This is a genomic window from Corynebacterium sp. LaCa_23 (genome assembly GCF_058182375.1).
The window spans coordinates 1,860,245-1,880,449 of sequence record NZ_CP190825.1; the positions used below are offsets into that span (position 1 = coordinate 1,860,245).

Annotated in this window: 18 protein-coding genes; 7 read left to right on the forward strand and 11 right to left on the reverse strand. The window is 59.1% G+C overall.

Going from position 1 to position 20,205, the window contains the following annotated elements:
• Positions 1 to 6 precede the first annotated feature (6 nt).
• The 4 genes from ACP8IT_RS08885 to hemW form a co-directional block, all read right to left on the reverse strand.
• Complete coding sequence (locus tag ACP8IT_RS08885; RefSeq protein WP_474899535.1) at positions 7 to 750, reverse strand: 16S rRNA (uracil(1498)-N(3))-methyltransferase; 744 nt, start codon at positions 748 to 750, stop codon at positions 7 to 9.
• Positions 750 to 1,910, reverse strand: coding sequence for a molecular chaperone DnaJ (gene dnaJ / locus ACP8IT_RS08890; protein ID WP_023023431.1), 1,161 nt, complete (start codon positions 1,908 to 1,910; stop codon positions 750 to 752). Before dnaJ ends, ACP8IT_RS08885 begins: the two co-directional genes overlap by 1 nt.
• Positions 1,911 to 1,991: 81 nt before the next feature.
• A complete protein-coding gene (gene hrcA / locus ACP8IT_RS08895) occupies positions 1,992 to 3,032 on the reverse strand; it encodes a heat-inducible transcriptional repressor HrcA (protein WP_490289939.1) in 1,041 nt (346 codons plus the stop codon).
• 164 nt (positions 3,033 to 3,196) lie between these two features.
• The gene (hemW, locus tag ACP8IT_RS08900; RefSeq protein WP_284830748.1) at positions 3,197 to 4,336 is read right to left on the reverse strand and encodes a radical SAM family heme chaperone HemW; all 1,140 of its coding nucleotides are present in this window, start codon (positions 4,334 to 4,336) and stop codon (positions 3,197 to 3,199) included.
• Positions 4,337 to 4,485: 149 nt separating this feature from the next.
• On the opposite strand from hemW, the gene ACP8IT_RS08905 reads away from it, so the two are divergent.
• The 4 genes from ACP8IT_RS08905 to ACP8IT_RS08920 all read left to right on the forward strand — a co-directional run bounded on the left by ACP8IT_RS08905 (position 4,486) and on the right by ACP8IT_RS08920 (position 9,299).
• Positions 4,486 to 5,874 carry a hemolysin family protein gene (locus ACP8IT_RS08905; protein ID WP_005278085.1) on the forward strand — a complete coding sequence of 463 codons (1,389 nt, stop codon included), beginning with the start codon at positions 4,486 to 4,488 and terminating at the stop codon, positions 5,872 to 5,874.
• Positions 5,874 to 6,932 (forward strand): CNNM domain-containing protein, encoded by a 1,059-nt coding sequence (locus ACP8IT_RS08910; protein ID WP_005278083.1) that lies wholly within the window; start codon positions 5,874 to 5,876, stop codon positions 6,930 to 6,932. The genes ACP8IT_RS08905 and ACP8IT_RS08910 overlap by 1 nt, the downstream gene beginning before the upstream one ends.
• Positions 6,933 to 7,038: 106 nt before the next feature.
• The gene (locus ACP8IT_RS08915) at positions 7,039 to 8,193 is read left to right on the forward strand and encodes an ATP-binding protein (protein ID WP_005278081.1); all 1,155 of its coding nucleotides are present in this window, start codon (positions 7,039 to 7,041) and stop codon (positions 8,191 to 8,193) included.
• A 164-nt stretch (positions 8,194 to 8,357) separates the two neighbouring features.
• Positions 8,358 to 9,299: a hypothetical protein gene (locus ACP8IT_RS08920; RefSeq protein WP_023029098.1), complete on the forward strand. Its 942-nt coding sequence runs from the start codon at positions 8,358 to 8,360 to the stop codon at positions 9,297 to 9,299.
• A 93-nt stretch (positions 9,300 to 9,392) separates the two neighbouring features.
• Here ACP8IT_RS08920 and ACP8IT_RS08925 read toward each other — a convergent pair whose 3' ends face one another.
• The 5 genes from ACP8IT_RS08925 to ACP8IT_RS08945 all read right to left on the reverse strand — a co-directional run bounded on the left by ACP8IT_RS08925 (position 9,393) and on the right by ACP8IT_RS08945 (position 14,548).
• On the reverse strand, positions 9,393 to 10,829 hold the full coding sequence (locus ACP8IT_RS08925) for an NOC3 family protein (protein WP_023029099.1): 1,437 nt from the start codon (positions 10,827 to 10,829) through the stop codon (positions 9,393 to 9,395).
• Positions 10,830 to 11,187: 358 nt separating this feature from the next.
• A complete protein-coding gene (locus ACP8IT_RS08930; RefSeq protein ID WP_005284226.1) occupies positions 11,188 to 11,868 on the reverse strand; it encodes a hypothetical protein in 681 nt (226 codons plus the stop codon).
• A 224-nt stretch (positions 11,869 to 12,092) separates the two neighbouring features.
• The gene (locus ACP8IT_RS08935; protein ID WP_005278069.1) at positions 12,093 to 13,925 is read right to left on the reverse strand and encodes an AMP-dependent synthetase/ligase; all 1,833 of its coding nucleotides are present in this window, start codon (positions 13,923 to 13,925) and stop codon (positions 12,093 to 12,095) included.
• 151 nt (positions 13,926 to 14,076) lie between these two features.
• A complete protein-coding gene (locus tag ACP8IT_RS08940) occupies positions 14,077 to 14,352 on the reverse strand; it encodes a hypothetical protein (RefSeq protein ID WP_005278068.1) in 276 nt (91 codons plus the stop codon).
• A complete protein-coding gene (locus tag ACP8IT_RS08945; protein ID WP_005278067.1) occupies positions 14,345 to 14,548 on the reverse strand; it encodes a hypothetical protein in 204 nt (67 codons plus the stop codon). The genes ACP8IT_RS08940 and ACP8IT_RS08945 overlap by 8 nt, the downstream gene beginning before the upstream one ends.
• A gap of 38 nt (positions 14,549 to 14,586) precedes the next feature.
• Here ACP8IT_RS08945 and ACP8IT_RS08950 point away from each other — a divergent pair, with 38 nt between their 5' ends.
• Positions 14,587 to 15,849: a carboxylesterase family protein gene (locus tag ACP8IT_RS08950; RefSeq protein WP_005278066.1), complete on the forward strand. Its 1,263-nt coding sequence runs from the start codon at positions 14,587 to 14,589 to the stop codon at positions 15,847 to 15,849.
• A 3-nt stretch (positions 15,850 to 15,852) separates the two neighbouring features.
• Here the strand turns inward: ACP8IT_RS08950 and idi are convergent, their stop codons facing one another.
• Positions 15,853 to 16,404, reverse strand: coding sequence for an isopentenyl-diphosphate Delta-isomerase (idi, locus tag ACP8IT_RS08955; RefSeq protein WP_490289940.1), 552 nt, complete (start codon positions 16,402 to 16,404; stop codon positions 15,853 to 15,855).
• Positions 16,401 to 16,949 carry a hypothetical protein gene (locus tag ACP8IT_RS08960; RefSeq protein WP_023017120.1) on the reverse strand — a complete coding sequence of 183 codons (549 nt, stop codon included), beginning with the start codon at positions 16,947 to 16,949 and terminating at the stop codon, positions 16,401 to 16,403. The genes idi and ACP8IT_RS08960 overlap by 4 nt, the downstream gene beginning before the upstream one ends.
• Positions 16,950 to 17,122: 173 nt before the next feature.
• Between ACP8IT_RS08960 and ACP8IT_RS08965 the strand changes: the two genes are divergently transcribed.
• Positions 17,123 to 19,009: an ABC transporter ATP-binding protein gene (locus ACP8IT_RS08965; RefSeq protein WP_023029101.1), complete on the forward strand. Its 1,887-nt coding sequence runs from the start codon at positions 17,123 to 17,125 to the stop codon at positions 19,007 to 19,009.
• A 42-nt stretch (positions 19,010 to 19,051) separates the two neighbouring features.
• Positions 19,052 to 20,182, forward strand: coding sequence for a MalY/PatB family protein (locus ACP8IT_RS08970; RefSeq protein WP_284639447.1), 1,131 nt, complete (start codon positions 19,052 to 19,054; stop codon positions 20,180 to 20,182).
• The last annotated feature ends 23 nt before the right edge of the window (positions 20,183 to 20,205 follow it).

Below are 20,205 nucleotides of genomic sequence, written 5' to 3' on the forward strand. Positions count from 1 at the left end.
AATAGGCTACCAGCGCTCAGTCCGCATGCCGATAGCCGCCAAGGCCACCATCGCCGCGCTGGCGGTGCGCAAAACCTCCGGGCCCAATTTGATAGGAACGGCCCCGGCCTCGCGCAGTGTTGTCAGCTCTTCTTCCCCGATGCCGCCCTCGGGGCCGACCAAGAGGAAGACCTCGCCGTGCAAGCCCACCTCCCGGATGGATTCGGTGGCTTCCTCGTGCAGGACTAATACGCTCGCCGATTCTGCGCGCTCTGCCAGTTCCGCAACCAATTGGCGGGTGGTCAGCGGGCCGCGCACCTGCGGGATGCGGTCTCGTCGGGATTGCTTTGCGGCCGCTTCGGCTGCGGCCTGCCATTTGGTTATGGCCTTCGGCGCCTTCTTCCCGTCCCACTTGGCCACGCAGCGATCCGCCTGCCAGGCGATGATCTCATCCGCCCCGGCCTGTGTAGCCAGGTCAACGGCTAGCTCGGCGCGCTCGGATTTGGGGATCGCCTGCACCACGGTTACCCGCGGATTCGGTTCCGGAAGCTGGGTAACGGACTCGACGGTGCCGGTCAAGTGGTCCTTGCCCGAGGTCTCGGTGACGGTGAGGGTAAGGCGGATTCCGGTGCCATCGATAAGCGCCAGCTTCTCCCCCTGCTGCATCCGCTTGACCGTCACGGCGTGGCGCGCCTCAGGCCCAGACAGCGTGATGGCGTCTCCGGCCTGGGCGGCGGAGAGATCCGGGTGGATGAAGACGGGCAGCGACATTAGCGGCGGAACTTATCGCGCAGGCGGGTAAAGAAGGAGTCTTCCTGCCCGTCGCTGGCGGTGCGCACGCGGGCGCCCTCATCGCGGGTATTGCGGATCTTTTCCAGCGCCTCGCGGCTCTTGCGGTCCAGATCCTTGGGAACAACCACGTCCACGTGGGCAAACAGGCTGCCGTAACCATCGGTGCGCAAGCGTGGCATGCCCGCGCCTTCGACCTTGATGGACTCGCCCGGCTGGGTGCCCGGCTCGATATCGATGGTGAGCTCTTCGCCGTTGAGCTGGTCGATGGTGAAATTGGTGCCCAGGGCAGCATCGATCATCGGCACGTGCACGGTAACGTTCAGGTCATCCGCATTGCGCTGGAAGACCTCGTGTTCCTGGGTGTGCACCTCCACGTAGAGGTCACCTGCAGGGCCACCGCCGTGGCCGACCTCACCCTGGGAGGCCATGCGGATGCGCATGCCATCGTTGATGCCGGCGGGGATGGACACCGTAAGATCGCGGCGCTTTTTCACGCGTCCGTCGCCGGCGCACTGGTTGCAGGGATCCTCAATGATCTCGCCAAAGCCCTGGCACTTCGGGCACGGGCGGGTGGTCATCACATTGCCCAAGAAGCTGCGCTGCATCTCCTGGATCTCACCCATGCCGTTGCAGTTATCGCAGGTGACGGGCTTAGACTTGGAGTTCGAGCCGGTGCCGCCGCAGGAGTCACACAGCACCGCGGTATCAACGGTAACCTTCTTCTTCAGGCCGGTATAAGCCTCTTCCAGGGTAATCCGGGTACGCAGGAGGGCATCGTTGCCGGGCTGCACGCGCGACTTAGGTCCGCGGGATCCGCCGCCGGCGCCACCGCCGAAGAACTCGGCGAAGATATCGCCCAAGCCACCGCCGCCGAAGCCGCTAAATCCGCCGGCACCGGCACCAGCGCCACCGCCGCCTTGCTCCATGGGATCGCCGCCCATATCGACGATCTGGCGCTTTTGCGGATCCAGCAAAACTTCTTGGGCAACCGAGGCCTCGCGAAATTTCTCCGCCGCTGCCTCATCATCCGGGTTCACATCCGGGTGATACTTGCGGGCCAGTTTGCGGTACGCCTTCTTAATTTCCTGGTCCGTTGCGTCCTTATCAACACCGAGGATGCCGTAATAGTCACGAGCCACTGTTAGAGATATTCCTTACTCGATCGTCTTGTTGGTATTACCTTGCAAAAATTTATGTAGCGACCGGCTAGTCTACTCGCACTACTCGCCGGCCAAAATTTCACTCACGTATTGTGCAACAGCAGAGACCTTAGAGATTGTTCCCGAATAGTCCATAAAGGTCGGCCCCACCACGCCAAGGCCGCCAAGCGTAGCCGCCTGTCCCCCAGTTCCAAAACCATACCCGGCGGCAACGACGGAGGCATCGCGCAGTTGATCCTCTTCGTTTTCGTCCCCAATCACCACGGATACATTGCCCAGGTCCGGCACGCGTGCCAGCAGTTTCAACACGACGACCTGTTCTTCCAAGGCCTCGATAATTTTAGGCAGGCCTTCCGGGAATTCGCGCGCGACGCGGGTGAGGTTAGTGGTGCCCGCCATAATCAGGCGATCAGATGGCTGTTCCACCAAGGTTTCAATGAGCGTGGTCGCCACCTTGAGCACGTGGTGGCGGATATCCAGCGGGGCGTCATCGACGAGGTGGGCGAGCTCCACGGAGGCATCAGTAAGCGTCTTGCCCACCAGTGCATTATTGACGATGTCCCGCAGGCGATACGTCTGGTCTTGGTCAATGACCTCATCTAGTTCCACGTTGCGCTGATCCACGCGGCCATTATCCGTAATCAACACCAGCAGCACCCGCACCGGAGATAGCGTGACCACCTCGCAGTGCTTAACGCGCGAGACCTTCAAATTGGGCAACTGCACCACGGCCGCCTGCTCAGTGACCTGAGCCAAAAGCTGCACGGAGCGACGCAGCACATCTTCGAGGTCTACCCCGCCTTCCAGGAAGTTCAGCATCGCTTTGCGCTCTGGGGTAGAAAGCGGCTTGACCTCGTGCAGAGAATCAACGAACTGCCGGTAGCCCTGCTGCGTGGGAACGCGCCCGGAACTGGCATGCTGCTGCGAAATCAGCCCCTGCGATTCCAGCACGGCCATGTCATTGCGGATGGTCGCAGAAGAAACGCCCAGCCGGTAGCGCTCTACCAGCGTTTTGGAACCCACGGGTTCCTGGGAGGCAATGTAATCCGCAACGATGGCCCGCAGGACCTCCTTGCGGCGGGCATCAGTTGAGGTGGACACTTCTCAGCGCTCCTATTCTCTGCGGGTTAGTTTCCGTCGATGTGCCGGCGTCTCTCTATAAATACAGCGTAAATCCAGTGCCAATCTTAAAAGTCTAACAAGAATAAGCCCGAATAAAGGGTTTTGCTGGTTCAGAGGGATATATAAGGAATTTCTGACGGCGGCTAGGACTCTTCGGCGATGAGCAGGTCGGAGACGATACCATCTGCAAGCAAGCGCCCAGGTTTGGTCACGCGCACGCGCTGGCCGGCGCGCTCGAGCAGCCCGCGGTCGATGAAGCCCTCCAGCGCCGGGGCGGCGTGGGAACCGAGCCAGGCTTCTGGGATACCCTCGCGCAGGCGCAGGCCCAACATCACCTTTTCCATATGCCGCTCAGCGCCTGTCAGAGTTTCGCTATCTTTAATGGGCAGCTCACCGTTTCCTAGCGTTTGGATATAGCGGTTGGGGTGCTTGACGTTGAAGAACCGCTCGTCACCTAAGTGGGAGTGCGCACCGGGTCCTGCTCCCCACCAGTTGCCGTCCACCCAGTAGATGCGGTTGTGCTCGCATTCTCCGCCGGGCAGCGACCAATTGGAGACCTCGTACCACTCGAAGCCGGCGTCTTCGAGGGTGGAAGAAATCATTTCATAGCGCCGGGCCAGCACGTCTTCATCCGGGGCGGGCAGCAATCCCTTGTTCACCTTGCGGGCCATGCGCGTGCCGTCTTCTACGATGAGCGAGTACGCGCTGACGTGGTCGACGCCTGTTTCGAGCACGCGGTCCAAGGTCTCGCGGACGTTATCGTCGGTTTCGGTGGGCGTGCCGTAAATCATGTCGAGGTTGACGTGCTGGAAGCCGGCCGCACGGGCCTCGCGCGCGGCGGCGAAAGCGCGTCCCGGGGTGTGGGCGCGCTCGAGCACCTGGAGCACGCTGTGCGAGGCGGACTGCATGCCGAGGCTGATGCGGTTAAAGCCGGCATCGGCAAGCGCGGCAAAGTACTCCGGCGAGGTGGACTCCGGGTTGGACTCGGTGGTGACCTCGGCGCCTGGGCTAAGCCCAAAGGTAGAGCGCACCGTATCCAGAATGCGGCTCAGGCCCTGACCCCCCAGGAGCGAGGGCGTGCCGCCGCCGATGAAGACCGTATCCGCGGTGCGCCCCACGCGGTTGGCCGCCATCTCCAGCTCCTTGTCCAAGGCATCGAGGTAAGGGCCGGTGAGATCGCGCGGGCTGCCCAACTCGCCGGGGGTATAGGTATTGAAATCGCAATACCCGCAGCGGGTGGCGCAAAAAGGAACGTGGATATACAGCCCGAATGGTTCAGTCATGAATCAAACCCTAATAGGCGGGGAACAAAATGGCCGAAATGGGTGTTAAACATGTAGTATATTGCCAACTTCCCGCGTATAGAAAGGTACCTTCAGTGGAGCCTCCCAGTCGATGTCCCCGCCACCTTATAGGCGGTGGGGAGTAAATCATGTTATCGGCTATTGCGATGATCCTGGCAGGCTTTATCGTCATCGGGCTCATCATCGTCGCGAATGCCTACTTCGTGGCGCAAGAGTTTTCATTCATGTCCGTGGACCGCACCCAATTGCGGTCCATGGCTGCTGAAGGTGATAAATCCGCCCAGCGCGCGCTCGACATCACCAAGCGCACCTCTTTCATGCTCTCCGGTGCACAGCTCGGCATCACCATTACAGGGCTGTTGATTGGTTATGTGGCAGAGCCCCTGGTGGGACAAGGCCTTGGCGTGCTGCTTGGCGGCGTGGGCATTCCCACCGGCGTATCCGTGGCTATCGGCACCATCGCGGCGCTTTTCATTTCCACCGTCGCCACGATGCTCTTTGCGGAGCTTTTCCCCAAGAACTACACCATCGCCGCGCCCATGAAAACGGCGCTGCGCCTAGCCGCCTCCACCCAGTGGTACCTGCGCATTTTCGGCTGGCTCATCCGCTTTTTCGAATACTCCTCCAATGCGATTTTGAAGCTATTCCGTATCGAGCCGGTAGAAGATGTCGATTCTTCTGCTACTGCCGATGACCTCGAGTCCATCGTCGATTCCTCGCACGAAACCGGCGTTTTGGATGAGGACACGTACATGGTTTTGGACCGTTTGCTTGACTTTCCCGAACACGACGTCGAGCACGCCATGATTCCCCGCTCCCGCGTGGATGTGATCGACCCCAGCACCACCTTGGGTGAGGTCCGCGAATTGATGTCCGAAAACCACACGCGCTACCCCGTCATCGATGACGAGCACAATCCCATCGGCGTGGTCCATCTTTTCGATGTCTTGGGCTCCGATCTTCCTCCCGCCACCAGCGCCACCACCATCATGCGCGAGCCCCTGGTGGTTCCGGAGCTTATGCCGCTTCCCGATGTCGTCGATGAGCTACGCGGCGAGGAACAAAAGCTAGCCTGCGTCATCGACGAGTACGGCGGATTCGTCGGCATCGTCACCATGGAAGACCTGGCCGAGGAGATTCTTGGCGATGTCACCGATGAGCACGATTTCGAGGAAACCGAAGAAATCACCGAGCAGGACGAATCCCACTGGCTGGTCGATGGCGATACGCCGCTGGATGAGATCGAGCGCGCCATTGGCCACGATCTTCCAGAGGGTGATTTTGAAACCATCGCTGGACTACTTATTGCGCACGCCGGCGCCCTGCCAGAGGTAGGTGAGGTCCACACCATCGCCTTGGAGGCAGAGCCGGATGACTGGGTGGATCAGGATGAAGCACCCACCCGCTCCATCCGCATGCGCGTGGATGACGTGGACCGCCACGTGCCATCCTCCCTGGCCATCGAACTTATTGAGGACTACGTTCATGATAGCGACGACGAAGAGGAGGAGGCATAATGACCGATACGTGGTGGTTCAACCTCATCGTCACGCTACTCATCATCGCCGCATCCGGCTTCTTCGTGGTCATCGAGTTTTCCCTCATGGGTTCGCGCCGCAACCGGCTGGAAGAAAACGCGGAATCCTCGCGCACCGCCCGCGCCGGGCTGCGCTCGCTTAATGAGCTGACCATCATGCTGGCGGGCGCGCAATTAGGCATCACCGCCGCCACCTTCGTCCTCGGTGCCGTGACCAAGCCTTGGGTGCATCACCTTTTGATGACCCCGCTGGAGGCCCTTGGCCTGCCGCTGGGCATTGCCGATGTCGCCAGCTTCATCCTCGCCCTATTTATCGTCACCTTCCTGCACCTGGTACTGGGTGAAATGGCGCCCAAATCGTGGGCCATCGCCCACCCAGAATCCGCCCTGCAGGTCATTGCCATTCCCGCCCGCGGGTTCGTGTGGGTTTTCCGCCCACTGCTGAAGTGGATTAACACAATGGCCAATAAATTGGTGGCCATGACGGGCGAGGAACCGGTGGATCGCGCCGGTGCCGCCGGCTACGACGCCGAAACGCTGCGCACCTTGGTCGAGCACTCCCGTGAGACGGGCGCGCTTGACGATAATTCCGCCAATCAGATTTCCGATGTCATCGAGCTGGAGAACTCCACGGTGGGCTCCATGGCGCGCGCCCACGGCTCCGAGGTAGTGCCGCTTCCTTCCGATGCCACGGTGGAACAACTTCAAGAGCTCGTCCTGCGCAAAAACATCATGCGCGTGCTCGTCTTCCCCAAGGATTCCCGCGTCCCCCGCGTGGTGCACGTGCGCGATACCCTCATGGCGGATCCCGATACCCCAGTCCTCGAATTCTCCCGCGCCCCGATTTCCGTCTCTTCTGCCACCACCGTGCAAAAGACGCTGGATCACATGCGCTCCCGCAATGAACAGCTCGTCGTCGTGGGCAAGGCGGATAAGGACAAGGCCGTGTGGATCCTTACCTGGGATGACATCATGGGCCAGCTGTGGCCGCAGATTACCGAGCAGCTGGACAAGGTCACCCCTCCCCCAGCGGTATAACTGTCTCGCCGAACCAACCAACCCCTTGGTTCGGCGCCTAGTAGTTTTATAAACAAAATTCAAAAGATAAACAAGCGTACACAAGCGCGGTGTTTACACTAAGGCTATGACCAACCGGAAGAATCCGTTTACCGCCACGCTTGGGGCCACGCCTCCCTACCTGGCTGGCCGTAAAGACTCCATCGAGGAGTTTGCTTATGCTTTGGACGATGGCCCCGGATCCCATGAACGCATTTCCCTCGTCGTGGGTCCGCGCGGTATCGGCAAGACGGTATTGCTCAATGCCTTCAAAAACACCGCGTCAGATCGCGGGTGGCGCATCCTTAATGACACGGCATCTGCCGGTTTTGCGGAACGGCTCCGTGCTGAAATTATTAATACCCTTCACCTCAACTGGACAGCGCTAAAAGGTTTCAACCTGCACCTTTTCCAATTGGACATCGGCATGGAATGGGATCCAAGAACACTATCCGCGGAAACCTACCCCTTAAGAAGGGCCTTGAAAGACCTCCTCCATGCGCAGCGGGAACTAGACCGCATTTCCCACAGCGATCCCACCGGGATGCTCATTACTTTGGATGAAATGCACCACCAGCGCAGCAATGAAGTAATTGATTTTGGCGCTACCATCCAGCACCTCGTGCGAGAAGGGGAAAATATCGCCGTAGCCATGGCGGGGAATCCCTCCTCGATCAAAACACTTTTGGCCAGCCAAGATGGCTCTAACCCTGTCACTTTTCTTCGCCGTGCGAACCGCATTGAATTGGACCGAGTGCCGGATACGGACGTGCGGAAGGCACTCAATGCTCCCGTAGAAGAAACAGAGGTTAATTGGGACTCGGACGCGCTGAATTCTGCCGTAACCGCTTGCCAGGGATACCCCTTTATGATTCAGCTTGTCGGCCTATGGGCTTTCCGCCACCGAACAAACAATACGATTTCGGTGGAAGCTGCGCAGGAAGGCATTTCCAAAGCGCGACGAAAGCTAGGGCAGCTCGTCCATGAGCCCGCCCTAGCGGAGCTTTCCCCCATCGATCGGACATTCCTGCTCCATATGGCTCAAGACAATGGCCCCTCATCCATGAGTGATATCACGGCCCGCCTAGGAAAAAGCTCGCAATATGCATCCAACTACCGGCGCCGCTTGCTTGACTCGGAACTAATCGAAATACCAGCCAGTGGCCAAGTAGACTTTGCCTTGCCCTACCTTCGAGACTACTTGCGCGAGCATGCAGCTAGCTTGGTCATCGATTCGTACTAATCGAGTTCAGTCACGCAACCCATCCTTAGCGCGGGTGTGGATAACTTAAGCTCGTGGCGCCACTGGGGCATCATGATTCACACTTAGTGAAGATTCAACAAGAACTCCACAGTCGGCACGCGTTTCGGTAGCGGGCATCGTGCTCCTCGTATGTGCTCGAAGGCATGAACCAAGCACTAACTAATATTCCGTCCATCCGGAACAACCATCCCACCTTCTGGCACGACCTCAATAACGGCACCTATCTTAAACTCGCACCCCGCATCGCGGTGCACCGTGATCATTACCGCAGCCTACCCCTACCTGCCCAGCTGCGTCTGCGTGCCATTGCCGCCGCCCGCAGTGCTTATACCGCAGTACTCATTTCCAAATCAGCCGCTCGCGTCCATGGGCTATGGGTGCTTGCCTCCACCGAAGAGAAAGTGGAAATGGCCCTTCCTTGCAATTCCTTGCCGCACAAAGACCGCCGCCATCCGGATCGCATTTACCGCAAGGCCACTATTCCCGCCCCAGACACTGTCGACGGTGCCCGGACGGTAAGCAAGGCGCGCGCGGTTATCGATGTCGCTCGCTACCATGGCTTCCGCGACGGCCTTGTCGCCGCCGATTCTGCGCTGCGAGCAGGTATAACAAAAGAGGACATGACACAGGAACACGCCCGCATGGGCCGGGTCCGCAATAGCTCCACCGTGCGCGAGGTTATCCACCACTGCTCGGAGCTATCCCGGTCGCCCTATGAATCCTATGCCCGAGCGCTCCTTATCCAAGCGGAGTTTCCATGGCCGCTGTTCTTTCAAGCACGCTATACCGCCGTTGCCGGAATAGTGGTCGCCTTGTGTATTAATAACACCTACATCATCGAGGTCGACGCCTGTTCCTGCGAACAAAGCTCCCATATCACCGACACAGAGTTCTCCACACCCGCTACCGCCGCCCACCACCTACGGGAAAACCGGTTACGCGCAGCCGGCTATACGGTGCTTCGCTACTGCCCACACCGGCTTGTAGAACACCCCCAGCGCTTTCTCTCTGCGGTCACCTCGGTCATTTCAGCACGGCAAAACTCCCTCCGGTCGCAACGCAATCGCAATAACGCTGCGACTTAATTGGTCTGAAAACCGCGAAAGTCCCGCGCTCTGGTAGAAAACGCGGGAACTTTGCAACGCGCCCTTAAGGTCTAGTAGCGCCGATCCTTGAGGCTACTTGTTCCAAGGAAGACTGTTCTTGGACAGGTAACCATGCTTGTAAAGGTAATCGCCCACAGAAAGCAGGCCCAGTACCGTGCCGCCACCTACCAGAGCAGAGGCCAAGGAAAACCCGTTCGCGGAAGGGGCCTTAGAAGCCTTGTGGGCTTGGCTTTCTTCCTCCTTTCCATCATCTGCGTCTGCGTCGTCAGCGTCAGAATCGTCCTCATCCGCCTCGATGCTGGCCTCGTCATCTTCAGCCTGTGCAGTTGACTCTGCTTCGTCGGTAGCCTCTTGCACATCCTCGTCATCATTCTTCGGCTCGGAGGCCTCGGCGGTCCCCTGGGAAACAGGCTCTTCTTCGGAAAGCTCTTCAGACGTGCTCTCGCTGGTTGATGAGCTAGATTCGCTTTCCTCCTCAGCCGATGCTGCGGCGGTGGCGGTGGATGCAGCAGAAGCTGCGGCGGACTCCGCGTTGTGGTCGCTGGTGGACTGAGCAGAAACTTCCTTACCGTTCAACATATCCGAGCACATTTGACCGGCAGGAGCGTTCACCGCAGCTAGGTCTGAAGCCCGCTCAGAAATGGTACCCAAAGAATCCGCGATGGCTTTTTGTTGTTGCGCACTGAGCTTCAGGTGGTTTGCCGCACCCGCTCCAGGGACCAAGCCCGCAACGGTCACGGCTACGTTGAAGAGCTGAAGAACGGTCTTCGCGCCGCTGCCAAATACCCCGTCCGCGAACTTAATGAGGCCAGATACGGTGCGCTTTGCCGCCTCAGGGTCCTTTAGATCGACATCCGCATCGGCGTTGTCAATCCGCCCAATGGCCATGCCTTGTGCGCGAGAGAGATCCCAGGTCACGGTCTTGTTCTGCTCGCCTTTACGCAATAGCTTTTCGATTCCCTCCCAGGTCAAGCCGGAAATCTTCTCCATAAACTCCGCCGGGACAACGTCCCCAACGACGGGAAGAAGCTCCCATACCGTTTCTAGGATCTGCTCGCCGCCATCATAGAAAGACTTGGCCAAGGCAAGCTTGAGGCCGAGCAGGTTTCCTTCCTTGCCAGGAGCATCGGTTACCTCGCAAACAAGCTTGCCCTTCTTTTCGTCCTGGAGCACCTTGATGTTGACGTCCTCATTGGACGCTGCGGACTGCTTGAGCTCAGCGAGGGAGGAAGGCTTGCTGGATTCTTCGTCTTCAGAATCGACCACAGACTCATCGGTTTCTGCTTCGAGCTCGTCCAATGCTTCATCGCCAGCATTACTTTCCTCAAGCAAGTGGCCGTCTTCATCAAACTCAATACCGTTGACGTCAACGGTATTGTCGGTGGTCTTTTCCTCGACGAAGGTGGTGTTATCTTCCGCGGCAAAGGACGACGGAACGGCGGTGACAGTAGAGAACGTGGCGATAGCCACTGCGCTGGCAATCAGGCGGGAAGAACGGCGTGCTCCCATCGGAAATCTCCTTGTGTTGTGCAATATACGAATTTTCATGTCTACTCCGTCGCTGAGAACGGCATCGCCGCCAACAAAGATGTAGACGGCGGAAACATTACACAGTAATGAAAATCTTTTCCAGTTAGTTTTTCAGTTTTCCTCAAGGTGCTAATCATGGTTCTTTATTGGTTTTCCACGCCCACATGGAATAACGGAAAATTAATTAGTCCACCGTTAGCCAAAAACTTTTTCAGGGTTACCTAACGCTCGTCCCTTAAGCACCCCCTAAAAGGAGGTAAAACTACACCGGCCACCGAGAGAGGGAATCTCGGTGGCCGCTAAAATCCCCTTGCTTAAAGCAAGGAAGTCTAAAAATCTATGCGGTTGTGGCCCTGCGGGCTGCCTCACGCTTGGCGCGAACTTTTTCTACGACCGCAGCAATGCGGGCGCGCTCTTCAAGGAACTGCGGCGGGTTATGTCCACGCATTGAGCGCACGTACGCTGGGTGCGTATCGAGCACGGTGTGCTTCCACGCCTGTACGGCAATGAGCGCGGATTCGCCGGTGCATTTGTACAAGTGCGGCAGGGAGACCATGTCGAGGTTGCGGGCGACGGCATCGGTTTGCGCCAGCACGTACTCCACGACCTCGCGCAGGTAATCTGCTACCGCCTGCGTGCGCTGGCGCAGAGCTTCTGCCAATTCATGCACGACGATGGGCTTGGCAATGGGATAACGCTCATCCAACAGGCGCGGGGTCAGCTGCTCCGGCTCCTCCGCATCATTTGCTCCAGAAGGAGCGGCAGAAATGGTTCCCGAACGCACGCCGGATACTAGCGCTTGGCGAAGCCCAATTAGCTCACCCACGCAGCGCCCCGAGTCCACGCGGGCATCGTCGACGATATCGCCGAGTTCTGCCAGGCAATCCATGGACAGTTCCTCATCCCAATCCTCGATTGCTTCGATGAGGTGCTCGAGGTATTCCGCGACTTCGTCGCCGATATTGTAAATCTCCTGGGTGAGCTCGCGGTGACGCAGCTCGGCGGCGATTTTCTGCATAGGCTTCGAGCCACTCCTTCCGCGGTTTTCATTTTCTAACCTCTAGTAGAGGTTGAGGTTTTCGGCGACGACTCATGACTCTATGCCAGATCGTCTACCGCGAGAGTGCGACACTCCGAAGCGTTTCACAGGTTTATGGCAGGTTCGCGCTTGCGCCATTGTGACCTGCAAGAAACTAAACACCCGAGGAATAAAATCCCCGGGTGTACCCGCTTCGCCGTTTTCTAGCGCTTGTAGATGTGCTCGATGGCGCTGGCATAGCGCTGCGCCACCACGTTGCGCTTGACCTTCATCGTTGGCGTGAGCTCATTTTCATCCTCGGTGAGGTCGCTTTCTAGGATGTAGAACTTCTTGATGCCTTCCGCATGGGACACCGTGGAGTTGACCTTGTTGACGGCGTCTTGCACTTCGGCGCGCAGGGTGGCATCGGTAGCGATATCGTCCATGGAGCGGTTTTCTGGGATATTGTGGTCCAGCTTCCACCGCTTGAGGATGTCCGGGTCCAGGGTGATAAGCGCTCCCACGAATGGCTTGCCATCGCCTACGACCATGGCCTGCGAAATCAGCGGGTGGCCGCGCAGGATGTCCTCCATCGGGCCAGGCGAGACATTCTTTCCGCCCGCGGTAACAATCAGGTCCTTCTTGCGGCCGGTGATCGTGAGCTTGCCATCATCGTCGATTTCGCCCAAGTCACCGGTGTTGTACCAGCCGTCTTCAAAGGCTTCCTCCGTGGCCTCGGGGTCATTCCAGTACCCTTCGAAGACCATGCCGCCCTTGATGCAGACTTCGCCGTCATCGTTGATGCGCAGGGTAACCCCGCCGAGAGGCGGGCCGACTGTACCAATGGATTGGTCCACGTAGTCCACGGCAGCTGCCGCGGCGGTCTCGGTCAGGCCGTAGCCTTCATAGATGGGCACGCCGATGCCGCGGAACCAGTGCAACAGATCGTGGCCCATCGCGGAGCCGCCGGTAATGCAGTACCGAACATTGCCGCCCACGCCCTGGCGAATGGTGGAATACACCAGCTTGTCAAAGAGCTTGTGCTTAATTTTCAGCAGGCGGTCTGGGCCGTCCGGCGTATCGAGTGCCTTGGAGTATTCGATGGCGATCTTTTCGGATTGCTCAAAAAGGAAGCTCTTGATGCCAGAATCCGCCGCCTTCGAGGCCGCGGAGTTGCGGACCTTTTCAAATACGCGCGGCACGCCCAAAATGACGTTGGGTCGAGAGCGGGCGAACTCGATGGAGATGGTGGAAAAATCGGACCAGTGGTTCTGCGAGGCACCGCGAAGGGCCACGGCAATCGATACGGCGCGGGAAAAGACGTGGGCCAAGGGCAAAAATGTCAGCGTATGGCTGCCCGGCACGGCGAAGACACCGATAGGGTTGGTGGTCAGCGCCCTAGCTTCCGAGAGCCAGTTCCGGTGCGTCAGGATGCAGCCCTTCGGGCGGCCGGTGGTGCCGGAGGTATAAACCAAGGAGGCCAGGTCATCGGTATTGGTGGCGGCGATGCGGGCAGACACCTCGTCGGTGCCAACGCTGCGGCCTTCGAATTTCAAGGTATCGATGGCGGAGGAATTAATCTCTAATACGCGCCGCAGCTGCGATGGTGAGCCCTTCAAATTCGGTTCCCCATCGTCTTGCAGGACCAAGTTTTCTACTAATTCGGAGTGCTCACGGGTTTCGGTAATCGCCAGCACCGCCCCGGAATCCTCGATAATCCAGCGCACCTGGGAGGCAGACGAGGAAGGATAAACCGGAACCGATGCCGCACCGGCGGCCCAGATGGCATAGTCCAGCAGGGACCATTCGTAACGGGTAGCAGAAATCAGGGCGATGCGATCTCCCTGCTCCACGCCTAGCGCGATTAAGCCTTGGGCTACTTCAAAGACCTCATCGATAAACTCTTTACCGGTGACATTGACCCACTCATAATTAGCTGGGCGGGTAAACATGACGCCGTGCGGGCGCTTCTTCGCGGTATCCATCAGGGCGGTGAGGCAGGTCTCCCCCGGCTCAATGGTAAATTCCGCCGGGGTGTGCACTTGTTGCAGGGTCACGCGATATCCTTTCGCACAGCTAATAATAATCTCTGCCTACTGTACCAACCGGTTGGTGTATCAACGCGTTTTACCCACGATCGAAGCTGTAATTGTTCAGGGTTTATAACACCACAGTGCCCCATTTATTGGAGCAAACCACCAATCCGCACTAGGGCCACAGGCTGCCGATGAGCGCAACGATGAGAACTAGCGCAATCATGGACCACAGCGTGAGCGAGACCCGGGATTTGGGCAGGGCGCGCTTGCGGCGAACGGGCTGAGAGGCGCCGACAACCGGCGGGTTTGCAGCGCGCTCATCCTTTTTGCGCTCTGGATCCCACAGGCCTTCGCGGGGATCGACCGGCTGGATCCTATCCGAGCTGGCGCTGGGCACGTCGCCGCTCGCTGCGTTATCGCCCGCGCCCTCCGAATGTTGTTCAGCCATGGTCTTTTACTGTAGTGCCGCGATTGCGAAACTGGGAAATTAGGACGGCACTGCGGTCCACGGCCCACATCAGGCACCAGGCCAGGCCAATCATGATGGGAACCACGATGATGACCACGATGATCATCTGTACCCACACGGGCGCCTGCACCAGGAACTGCGAAAATGCGCTGCTCACGTCAGTCAACCACTCCATGGGTCCTTATATTACTGCCCCACGGTAATCTGGCAGGTATGTCGAGCGCACAGATACCCGTCACCATTGCCACCCCATCTGGACGCATCACCGGCTTTAGCCGCGATGGCCTCTCCTACTTTCATTCGCTGCGCTTTTGCGAAATCCCTAGCCGCTTTTCCCCGGCGCGGCCGCTGGATGAGCCCCTCGACCAGGATGCGCGCACACCAAAACCGGATGAGGTAGCGCTCAGCATCACTGCCCCGGAAAACGCGGCGGATTGCCCCGTGGTGGTCTATATCCATGGTGGAAGCTTTGAAGGCGGCTCGCATGAGGACGAGCGGGTGCCAGGCACGGTAACGGCCCGCAAGGGCATCATCCAGGTCCAGGTGGGCTACCGCGTGGGCCTGGCCGGGTTCGCCCGCTTTGCCGACGATGAAGCGGACCGCTACCGCGGCATCGATGACTGCGTGCTGGCTTTGGAATGGTTGCAGGACAATATCGAGTCCTTTGGCGGGGATAAAACGAATATCACCCTGGTGGGCCAATCCGCCGGTGCAGCGATAAGCCTGTGGCTTGCCCGGCGCGATCACTACCGCGGCGCTTTCCGGCGCGTCCTCGCCCTATCGCCTGCCTATCCGCGCGATACCTTTGAGCAGCGCGTGGCGGGATTGCACAGGTACCTCTCAGTGCCCATCGAACAAAGCGCTTTGGAATCGCTCTCGCCCGAGGCATTGGAAAAGGGCTATAAAAAGTTCCGCAAGAAGCACCGCTATGACTTGGCCCTCGGCCCGGCGCCGATGCAGGCATCCGAATTGGCGGATATCCCCATCGTGGTGAGCTCCACCCGGGATGAATTTTACGATCTCCCGGCCGGCAAGCGCATCGATAATATGGCCCTGGGCAAGTTCATTTGTAACTACCTGTCCCAGCGCTTCGGCTTCCCGCACGGGCGCTACACGCAATGGCGCCAGCTCGCGCAGTACGTGGACCCGGACCGCCTCATGGGCCGGATGATCGGCGATTCCCTCGTTCGCCGCTGGACGGCGCAGGTGGCCTCTGGCGCACCGGGGCCGACCTGGATGATGGAATTTACGAGGAAGCTTAAGCCGGCGCTGCACTGCGATGAGCTCTACCCGCTCTTCGGTACAGACTGCGAGCTGAACGAGTGGCTCTGCCACTTCGCCACCACAGGCGAGCCGGGTTTCCCCAACTATGGCAGCGACCACCGCGTGCTCGAATTTGATTTGGATACCGGGGATCGGCGCATCGCCTATGCCACCTTGGATTACGTGGCGGCGGCGTTTTATGAGGAGGACTAATTGCTACTGCGCTAAAGACTGAAGCGCCGTGCGCAATTCGGCTTCCGCCAGTTCCTCGCACATCCACGGGCTAAATACCGCTGGCACGGCATCGGCCGCGGCGATAAGTTGGGCGGGATCGACCCATTCCCAGGAGTCGACCTCGTCCGGGTTCGGCTGCCACTGCGCTTGGGAGTCGAGCTCTACGCAGTAGACGGGGCAGATTTCGTTTTCCACCAAGCCGGAAGAATCCACCGCACGGTAGGAAAAGCTCGGCAGCACCACGCGCAAGTTGGATAACGCATCCGCGGGAATGCCTAGCTCGAATTCGGCGCGGCGCATAACGGCATCGGCAGTCGCCTCCCCCGGACCAGGATGCCCGCAGAAGGAATTGGTCCACACGCCGGGCCAGGTTTGCTTGCCCAGCGCCCGGCGGGTGATGAGCACCTTTCCGTTGCAGGTGACCCACGCGGAAAAGGCGAAGTGCAAGGCGGTGTCGGTGGTATGCACCTCGGATTTGAGGGCAGTACCAATGGCCTTTCCATCGGCACCCGCCAGGACTACCCGCTCCGTCATAGGTTCAGATCCCCCACCCAGGTGACGTTTCCAATGTGCAGGCGGGCGTTCCAGAGGTTGCCCGGCGCGACATCGTAGCGGTATTGCAGGTTAACCGAGGCGCCCGCACCCAGCGGGTGATCAAGCCCCGGTGGTTCCACCCCGGGCGCAGAGTTTTGGTCATAAGGCAGGGATTGCACCTTAGACCAGCCCCCATTGCCGTCGGCGCGCTCGAGAACAGGGTCGTCGAAGGCATCAGTGGGCAGGGCCATTTCGTTTTCATTCTTGAGCAAGATGGTCACCACGGACCCGCCGGAATTACTATCCGCATATACTCCTTGCAGCTCCCAGCTAACGCCGAGGCCGGCATCCTTTACCGGGCTGGCCAGGTTGGAAGTAACTTCCTTATCGTCGGTGTCTTCCGCTTGATAAGGCGCTTCTTCCGAGCTGGAGACGGTGATATTGTCCCCCAACCCGGTCTCTTCCGGCTGGAGAATGCTGCATCCGGCCAGGGTCACGGCGAGAAGGCTGACCACGCCTGCGCCTAGAGTGTGAGAAATTTTCACCGTGGATGGATCCTTTGCACGCGAAGATAACTTTATTTCTGCACAGATACCTTAGCCGAAAGCCCGCCCAAGGTATGCATCTGGGCTGCGCGCCGTGGCGTGTGGCATACTTGTCCGTTGCTTCACTCTTCCCTAGCTGCTTTCTTTCGCGTATTTGAATCGAGTATTTTCCTATGTCTTCCCTAGTGCGCATCGTCCGCAGCGCTTCTGCCCTGTGGCCTTTTTATCTCGGCGTCCTGCTTACCGCGACTATCACCGCCCTCGTCTCGCTGGTGGCACCGTTTTTAACGAGGGAGGCCACCGATGTCATCGTTGAGACCGTACAGTCTGGCGGCGATACCACAGGCGCCCTGCGCACAGTGCTGCTTTTAGCCTTAGCCTTGTTTATTGCCGATGCCACGAAGGCCCTGTTCAATAATATCGGCGGCTATATCGGCGATGTCATGGTCTCCCGGCTACGCCAAATTTTATCCAACCGGTACTTTGCCAAGCTCTTGGCGCTGCCGCAGGGCTATTACGATGACCAGATCACCGGCACCATCATTGCCCGGCTCGACCGTTCTATCGCCAATATCACGCAGTTTATTCAGTCCTTTGCCAATAACTTCTTCACGATGATCATCCAGACCATCGCCGTATTGGCCATTACCGCGTGGTTTTATTGGCCGCTGACTATCCTGCTTGCGCTGCTATTCCCCGTGTATATGTGGCTTACCGCCCTGACGTCTAAGCGGTGGCAGGAATTCGAGGCTATTAAAAACGAACACATTGACCTCGCCAACGGCCGCTTTGCAGAGGTCATCGGCCAGGTCAAGGTCACCAAATCTTTCGTCAGCGAATCGCGGGAACTCAACCATTTTGCCCAGCACTACGGCGGCGTGGTCGAGACCACTAAGCCACAATCGCGCTGGTGGCACACCATGGATACCTTCCGCGGGTTGGCCATGGCGGTCATCTTTTTGGGCATCTACGCCGTCATCTTCTGGCGCACGCTCGAGGGATATTTTTCCATCGGTGACATGGTGATGCTGCTGCAGATGGTGGCCGGAACCAAGCAGCCGGTATTCATGATGAGTTGGATCGTCGATACCGCCCAGCGCGCCATCGCGGGCTCCCGCGACTATTTCCATGTCATGGAGGAAGAAATCGAGCCCACTGCCCCACGCGAGCTCGTTGCTGCCACCACCGGTTCTGGCACCCCAGAGCTGGATCTCACCCCGATAGCCCCGCTAGAGACCACCCCCGGCGCGCCGGTCTTTGCCTTTAATGACGTGTCGTTTTCCTACGAAGAAGGAAAACCCGTAGTAGAAGACATCTCTTTCACTGCGCATGAGGGCCACAAGGTTGCCCTAGTCGGCGAATCCGGCGGCGGTAAATCTACCTTGGTCAACCTATTGCTCGGCCTCTATCATCCATCGGATGGCGATCTAGAGGTCTTGGGTCACCGCATCGATGATCTCAGCGCGTCCCGGCTGCGCGCCTCTGTCGGCGTGGTTTTCCAGGAGTCCTACCTCTTTTCGGGCACAATCCGCGACAATATTGCCTATGGCAAGCCCGGGGCCACGGAGGAAGAAATCGTGGATGTGGCCAAGCGCGCCAATGCCCATGACTTCATTGAGGCCTTCCCGGATGGCTATGACACGGTCATCGGCGAGCGCGGGCTCAAGCTTTCCGGCGGGCAGAAGCAGCGCGTGTCCGTCGCGCGCGCCATGCTGAAGGACGCACCCATCTTGGTGCTCGATGAAGCCACCTCCGCGCTGGATACCAAGGCCGAGCGCGCCGTCCAAGCCGGCCTGGACGAGCTGATGAAGGACCGGACCACGCTGATTATCGCGCACCGCCTATCCACCATCGCGGATGTGGATACCATCATCACCCTCGAGGCAGGGCGGATCGATGAAATGGGCTCGCCTGCCGAGCTCGCGCAATCCGGCGGCATTTATGCCGAGCTGCTCAAACTCACCCAATCCAGCTCCGCGGCGGACCGCCGCCGGCTGAAAAAGTACGGCTTTGTTACCGGGGCCAATTCCCGCAGCGAGCACGGCGAAGAAAGTGAATAAATCCACTGGGACTGCTGCGCTTAAAGCGTTAAGCTTGTGTGCATGCAGTTTCCTAGCCTAGAAGAGTTGCAAGCCCGCGGAACCCGCAAGTGGACCGTCTTCGATGAAGACGTCCTCCCGCTGTGGATCGCGGAGTCCGATTTCCCCACCGCCCCCGCCGTCAAGAAGGCGCTGCAGGAGATGGTGGATAATGAAACCTTCGGCTATACCCCCTCCCCCAAGGCCTCGGGGCTGCGCGAGGCAGTCGCCGATTTCTATGCGGAGCGCTACGACTGGCGCCCCAATGCCGATCACATCTTCTGGATAGGCGATGTCGTCCGCGGCCTCTTGCTCGGCGTGCAGTACTTTACCCGCGATGATTCCCCCGTCATCGTGCCCGTGCCCTCCTACCCACCGCTGCTGGAACTTCCCCGCACGGCGGGGCGCGAGAAGATCGAAACCAGCCTCGAGCTAGATGAAATCGAGCAAGCCTTCAAAGACGGCGCCGGTTCGATTCTTTTGGCCAACCCCTATAACCCGCACGGCCACGTCTTGTCGGAGGACTACCTCCGCGGGTTGGTGGAGTTGGCGGAGAAATACGATGGCCGCATCTTGGCCGATGAAATCCATGCCCCGCTGGTTTATGAAGGAAAGCATATACCGGTGGCATCGCTAAGCGAGGAAGCAGCGCAGCGCACCATCACCGTCACCGCCACCTCCAAGGCCTTTAATACCGCGGGACTTAAGTGCGCGCAGATCATCTTTTCCAATGCCGCCGATGCCCAAAAGTGGAACGGGCTGACCGGCGTGGCCAAAGACGGCACCGGCACCTTGGGCGTGCTGGCCGCCGAGGCCGCCTACCGCCACGGCGGGGGCTTCTTGGACGAGGAAATCGAGTACCTGCGCGAGACCCGCGACTGGTTGGTAGAAGAACTCCCGCAGCGCATCCCTGGGCTAAAGACCTCGCAGCCGCAGGCCACCTACCTGTTGTGGCTGGACTTTTCCGATACCGCCATCGCCGGCAATCCCCAGCCCGCCAAGTGGCTGCGCGAAAACGCCCGCGTCGCCCTCAACGAAGGCGATACCTTCGGCACCGGCGGCCCCGGCCACGCGCGGTTGAACTTCGCTACCTCCCGCGAGATCCTCGGCGAGGCACTCGACCGCATGGAAAGGGCCTTCGCCGAGCTCAACTAGCTCTCCCCGCCACCCTTTCTCCT

Excerpts from the sequence above, each read along its gene's own strand:
- ACP8IT_RS08885 (WP_474899535.1), bottom strand. The coding sequence starts at position 750 with ATGTCGCTGCCCGTCTTCATCCACCCGGATCTCTCCGCCGCCCAGGCC.
- hemW (WP_284830748.1), bottom strand. The coding sequence starts at position 4,336 with ATGACTGAACCATTCGGGCTGTATATCCACGTTCCTTTTTGCGCCACC.
- ACP8IT_RS08905 (WP_005278085.1), top strand. The coding sequence starts at position 4,486 with ATGTTATCGGCTATTGCGATGATCCTGGCAGGCTTTATCGTCATCGGG.
- ACP8IT_RS08910 (WP_005278083.1), top strand. The coding sequence starts at position 5,874 with ATGACCGATACGTGGTGGTTCAACCTCATCGTCACGCTACTCATCATC.
- ACP8IT_RS08915 (WP_005278081.1), top strand. The coding sequence starts at position 7,039 with ATGACCAACCGGAAGAATCCGTTTACCGCCACGCTTGGGGCCACGCCT.
- ACP8IT_RS08920 (WP_023029098.1), top strand. The coding sequence starts at position 8,358 with ATGAACCAAGCACTAACTAATATTCCGTCCATCCGGAACAACCATCCC.
- ACP8IT_RS08925 (WP_023029099.1), bottom strand. The coding sequence starts at position 10,829 with ATGGGAGCACGCCGTTCTTCCCGCCTGATTGCCAGCGCAGTGGCTATC.
- ACP8IT_RS08930 (WP_005284226.1), bottom strand. The coding sequence starts at position 11,868 with ATGCAGAAAATCGCCGCCGAGCTGCGTCACCGCGAGCTCACCCAGGAG.
- ACP8IT_RS08940 (WP_005278068.1), bottom strand. The coding sequence starts at position 14,352 with ATGGCTGAACAACATTCGGAGGGCGCGGGCGATAACGCAGCGAGCGGC.
- ACP8IT_RS08945 (WP_005278067.1), bottom strand. The coding sequence starts at position 14,548 with ATGGAGTGGTTGACTGACGTGAGCAGCGCATTTTCGCAGTTCCTGGTG.
- ACP8IT_RS08950 (WP_005278066.1), top strand. The coding sequence starts at position 14,587 with ATGTCGAGCGCACAGATACCCGTCACCATTGCCACCCCATCTGGACGC.
- idi (WP_490289940.1), bottom strand. The coding sequence starts at position 16,404 with ATGACGGAGCGGGTAGTCCTGGCGGGTGCCGATGGAAAGGCCATTGGT.
- ACP8IT_RS08965 (WP_023029101.1), top strand. The coding sequence starts at position 17,123 with ATGTCTTCCCTAGTGCGCATCGTCCGCAGCGCTTCTGCCCTGTGGCCT.
- ACP8IT_RS08970 (WP_284639447.1), top strand. The coding sequence starts at position 19,052 with ATGCAGTTTCCTAGCCTAGAAGAGTTGCAAGCCCGCGGAACCCGCAAG.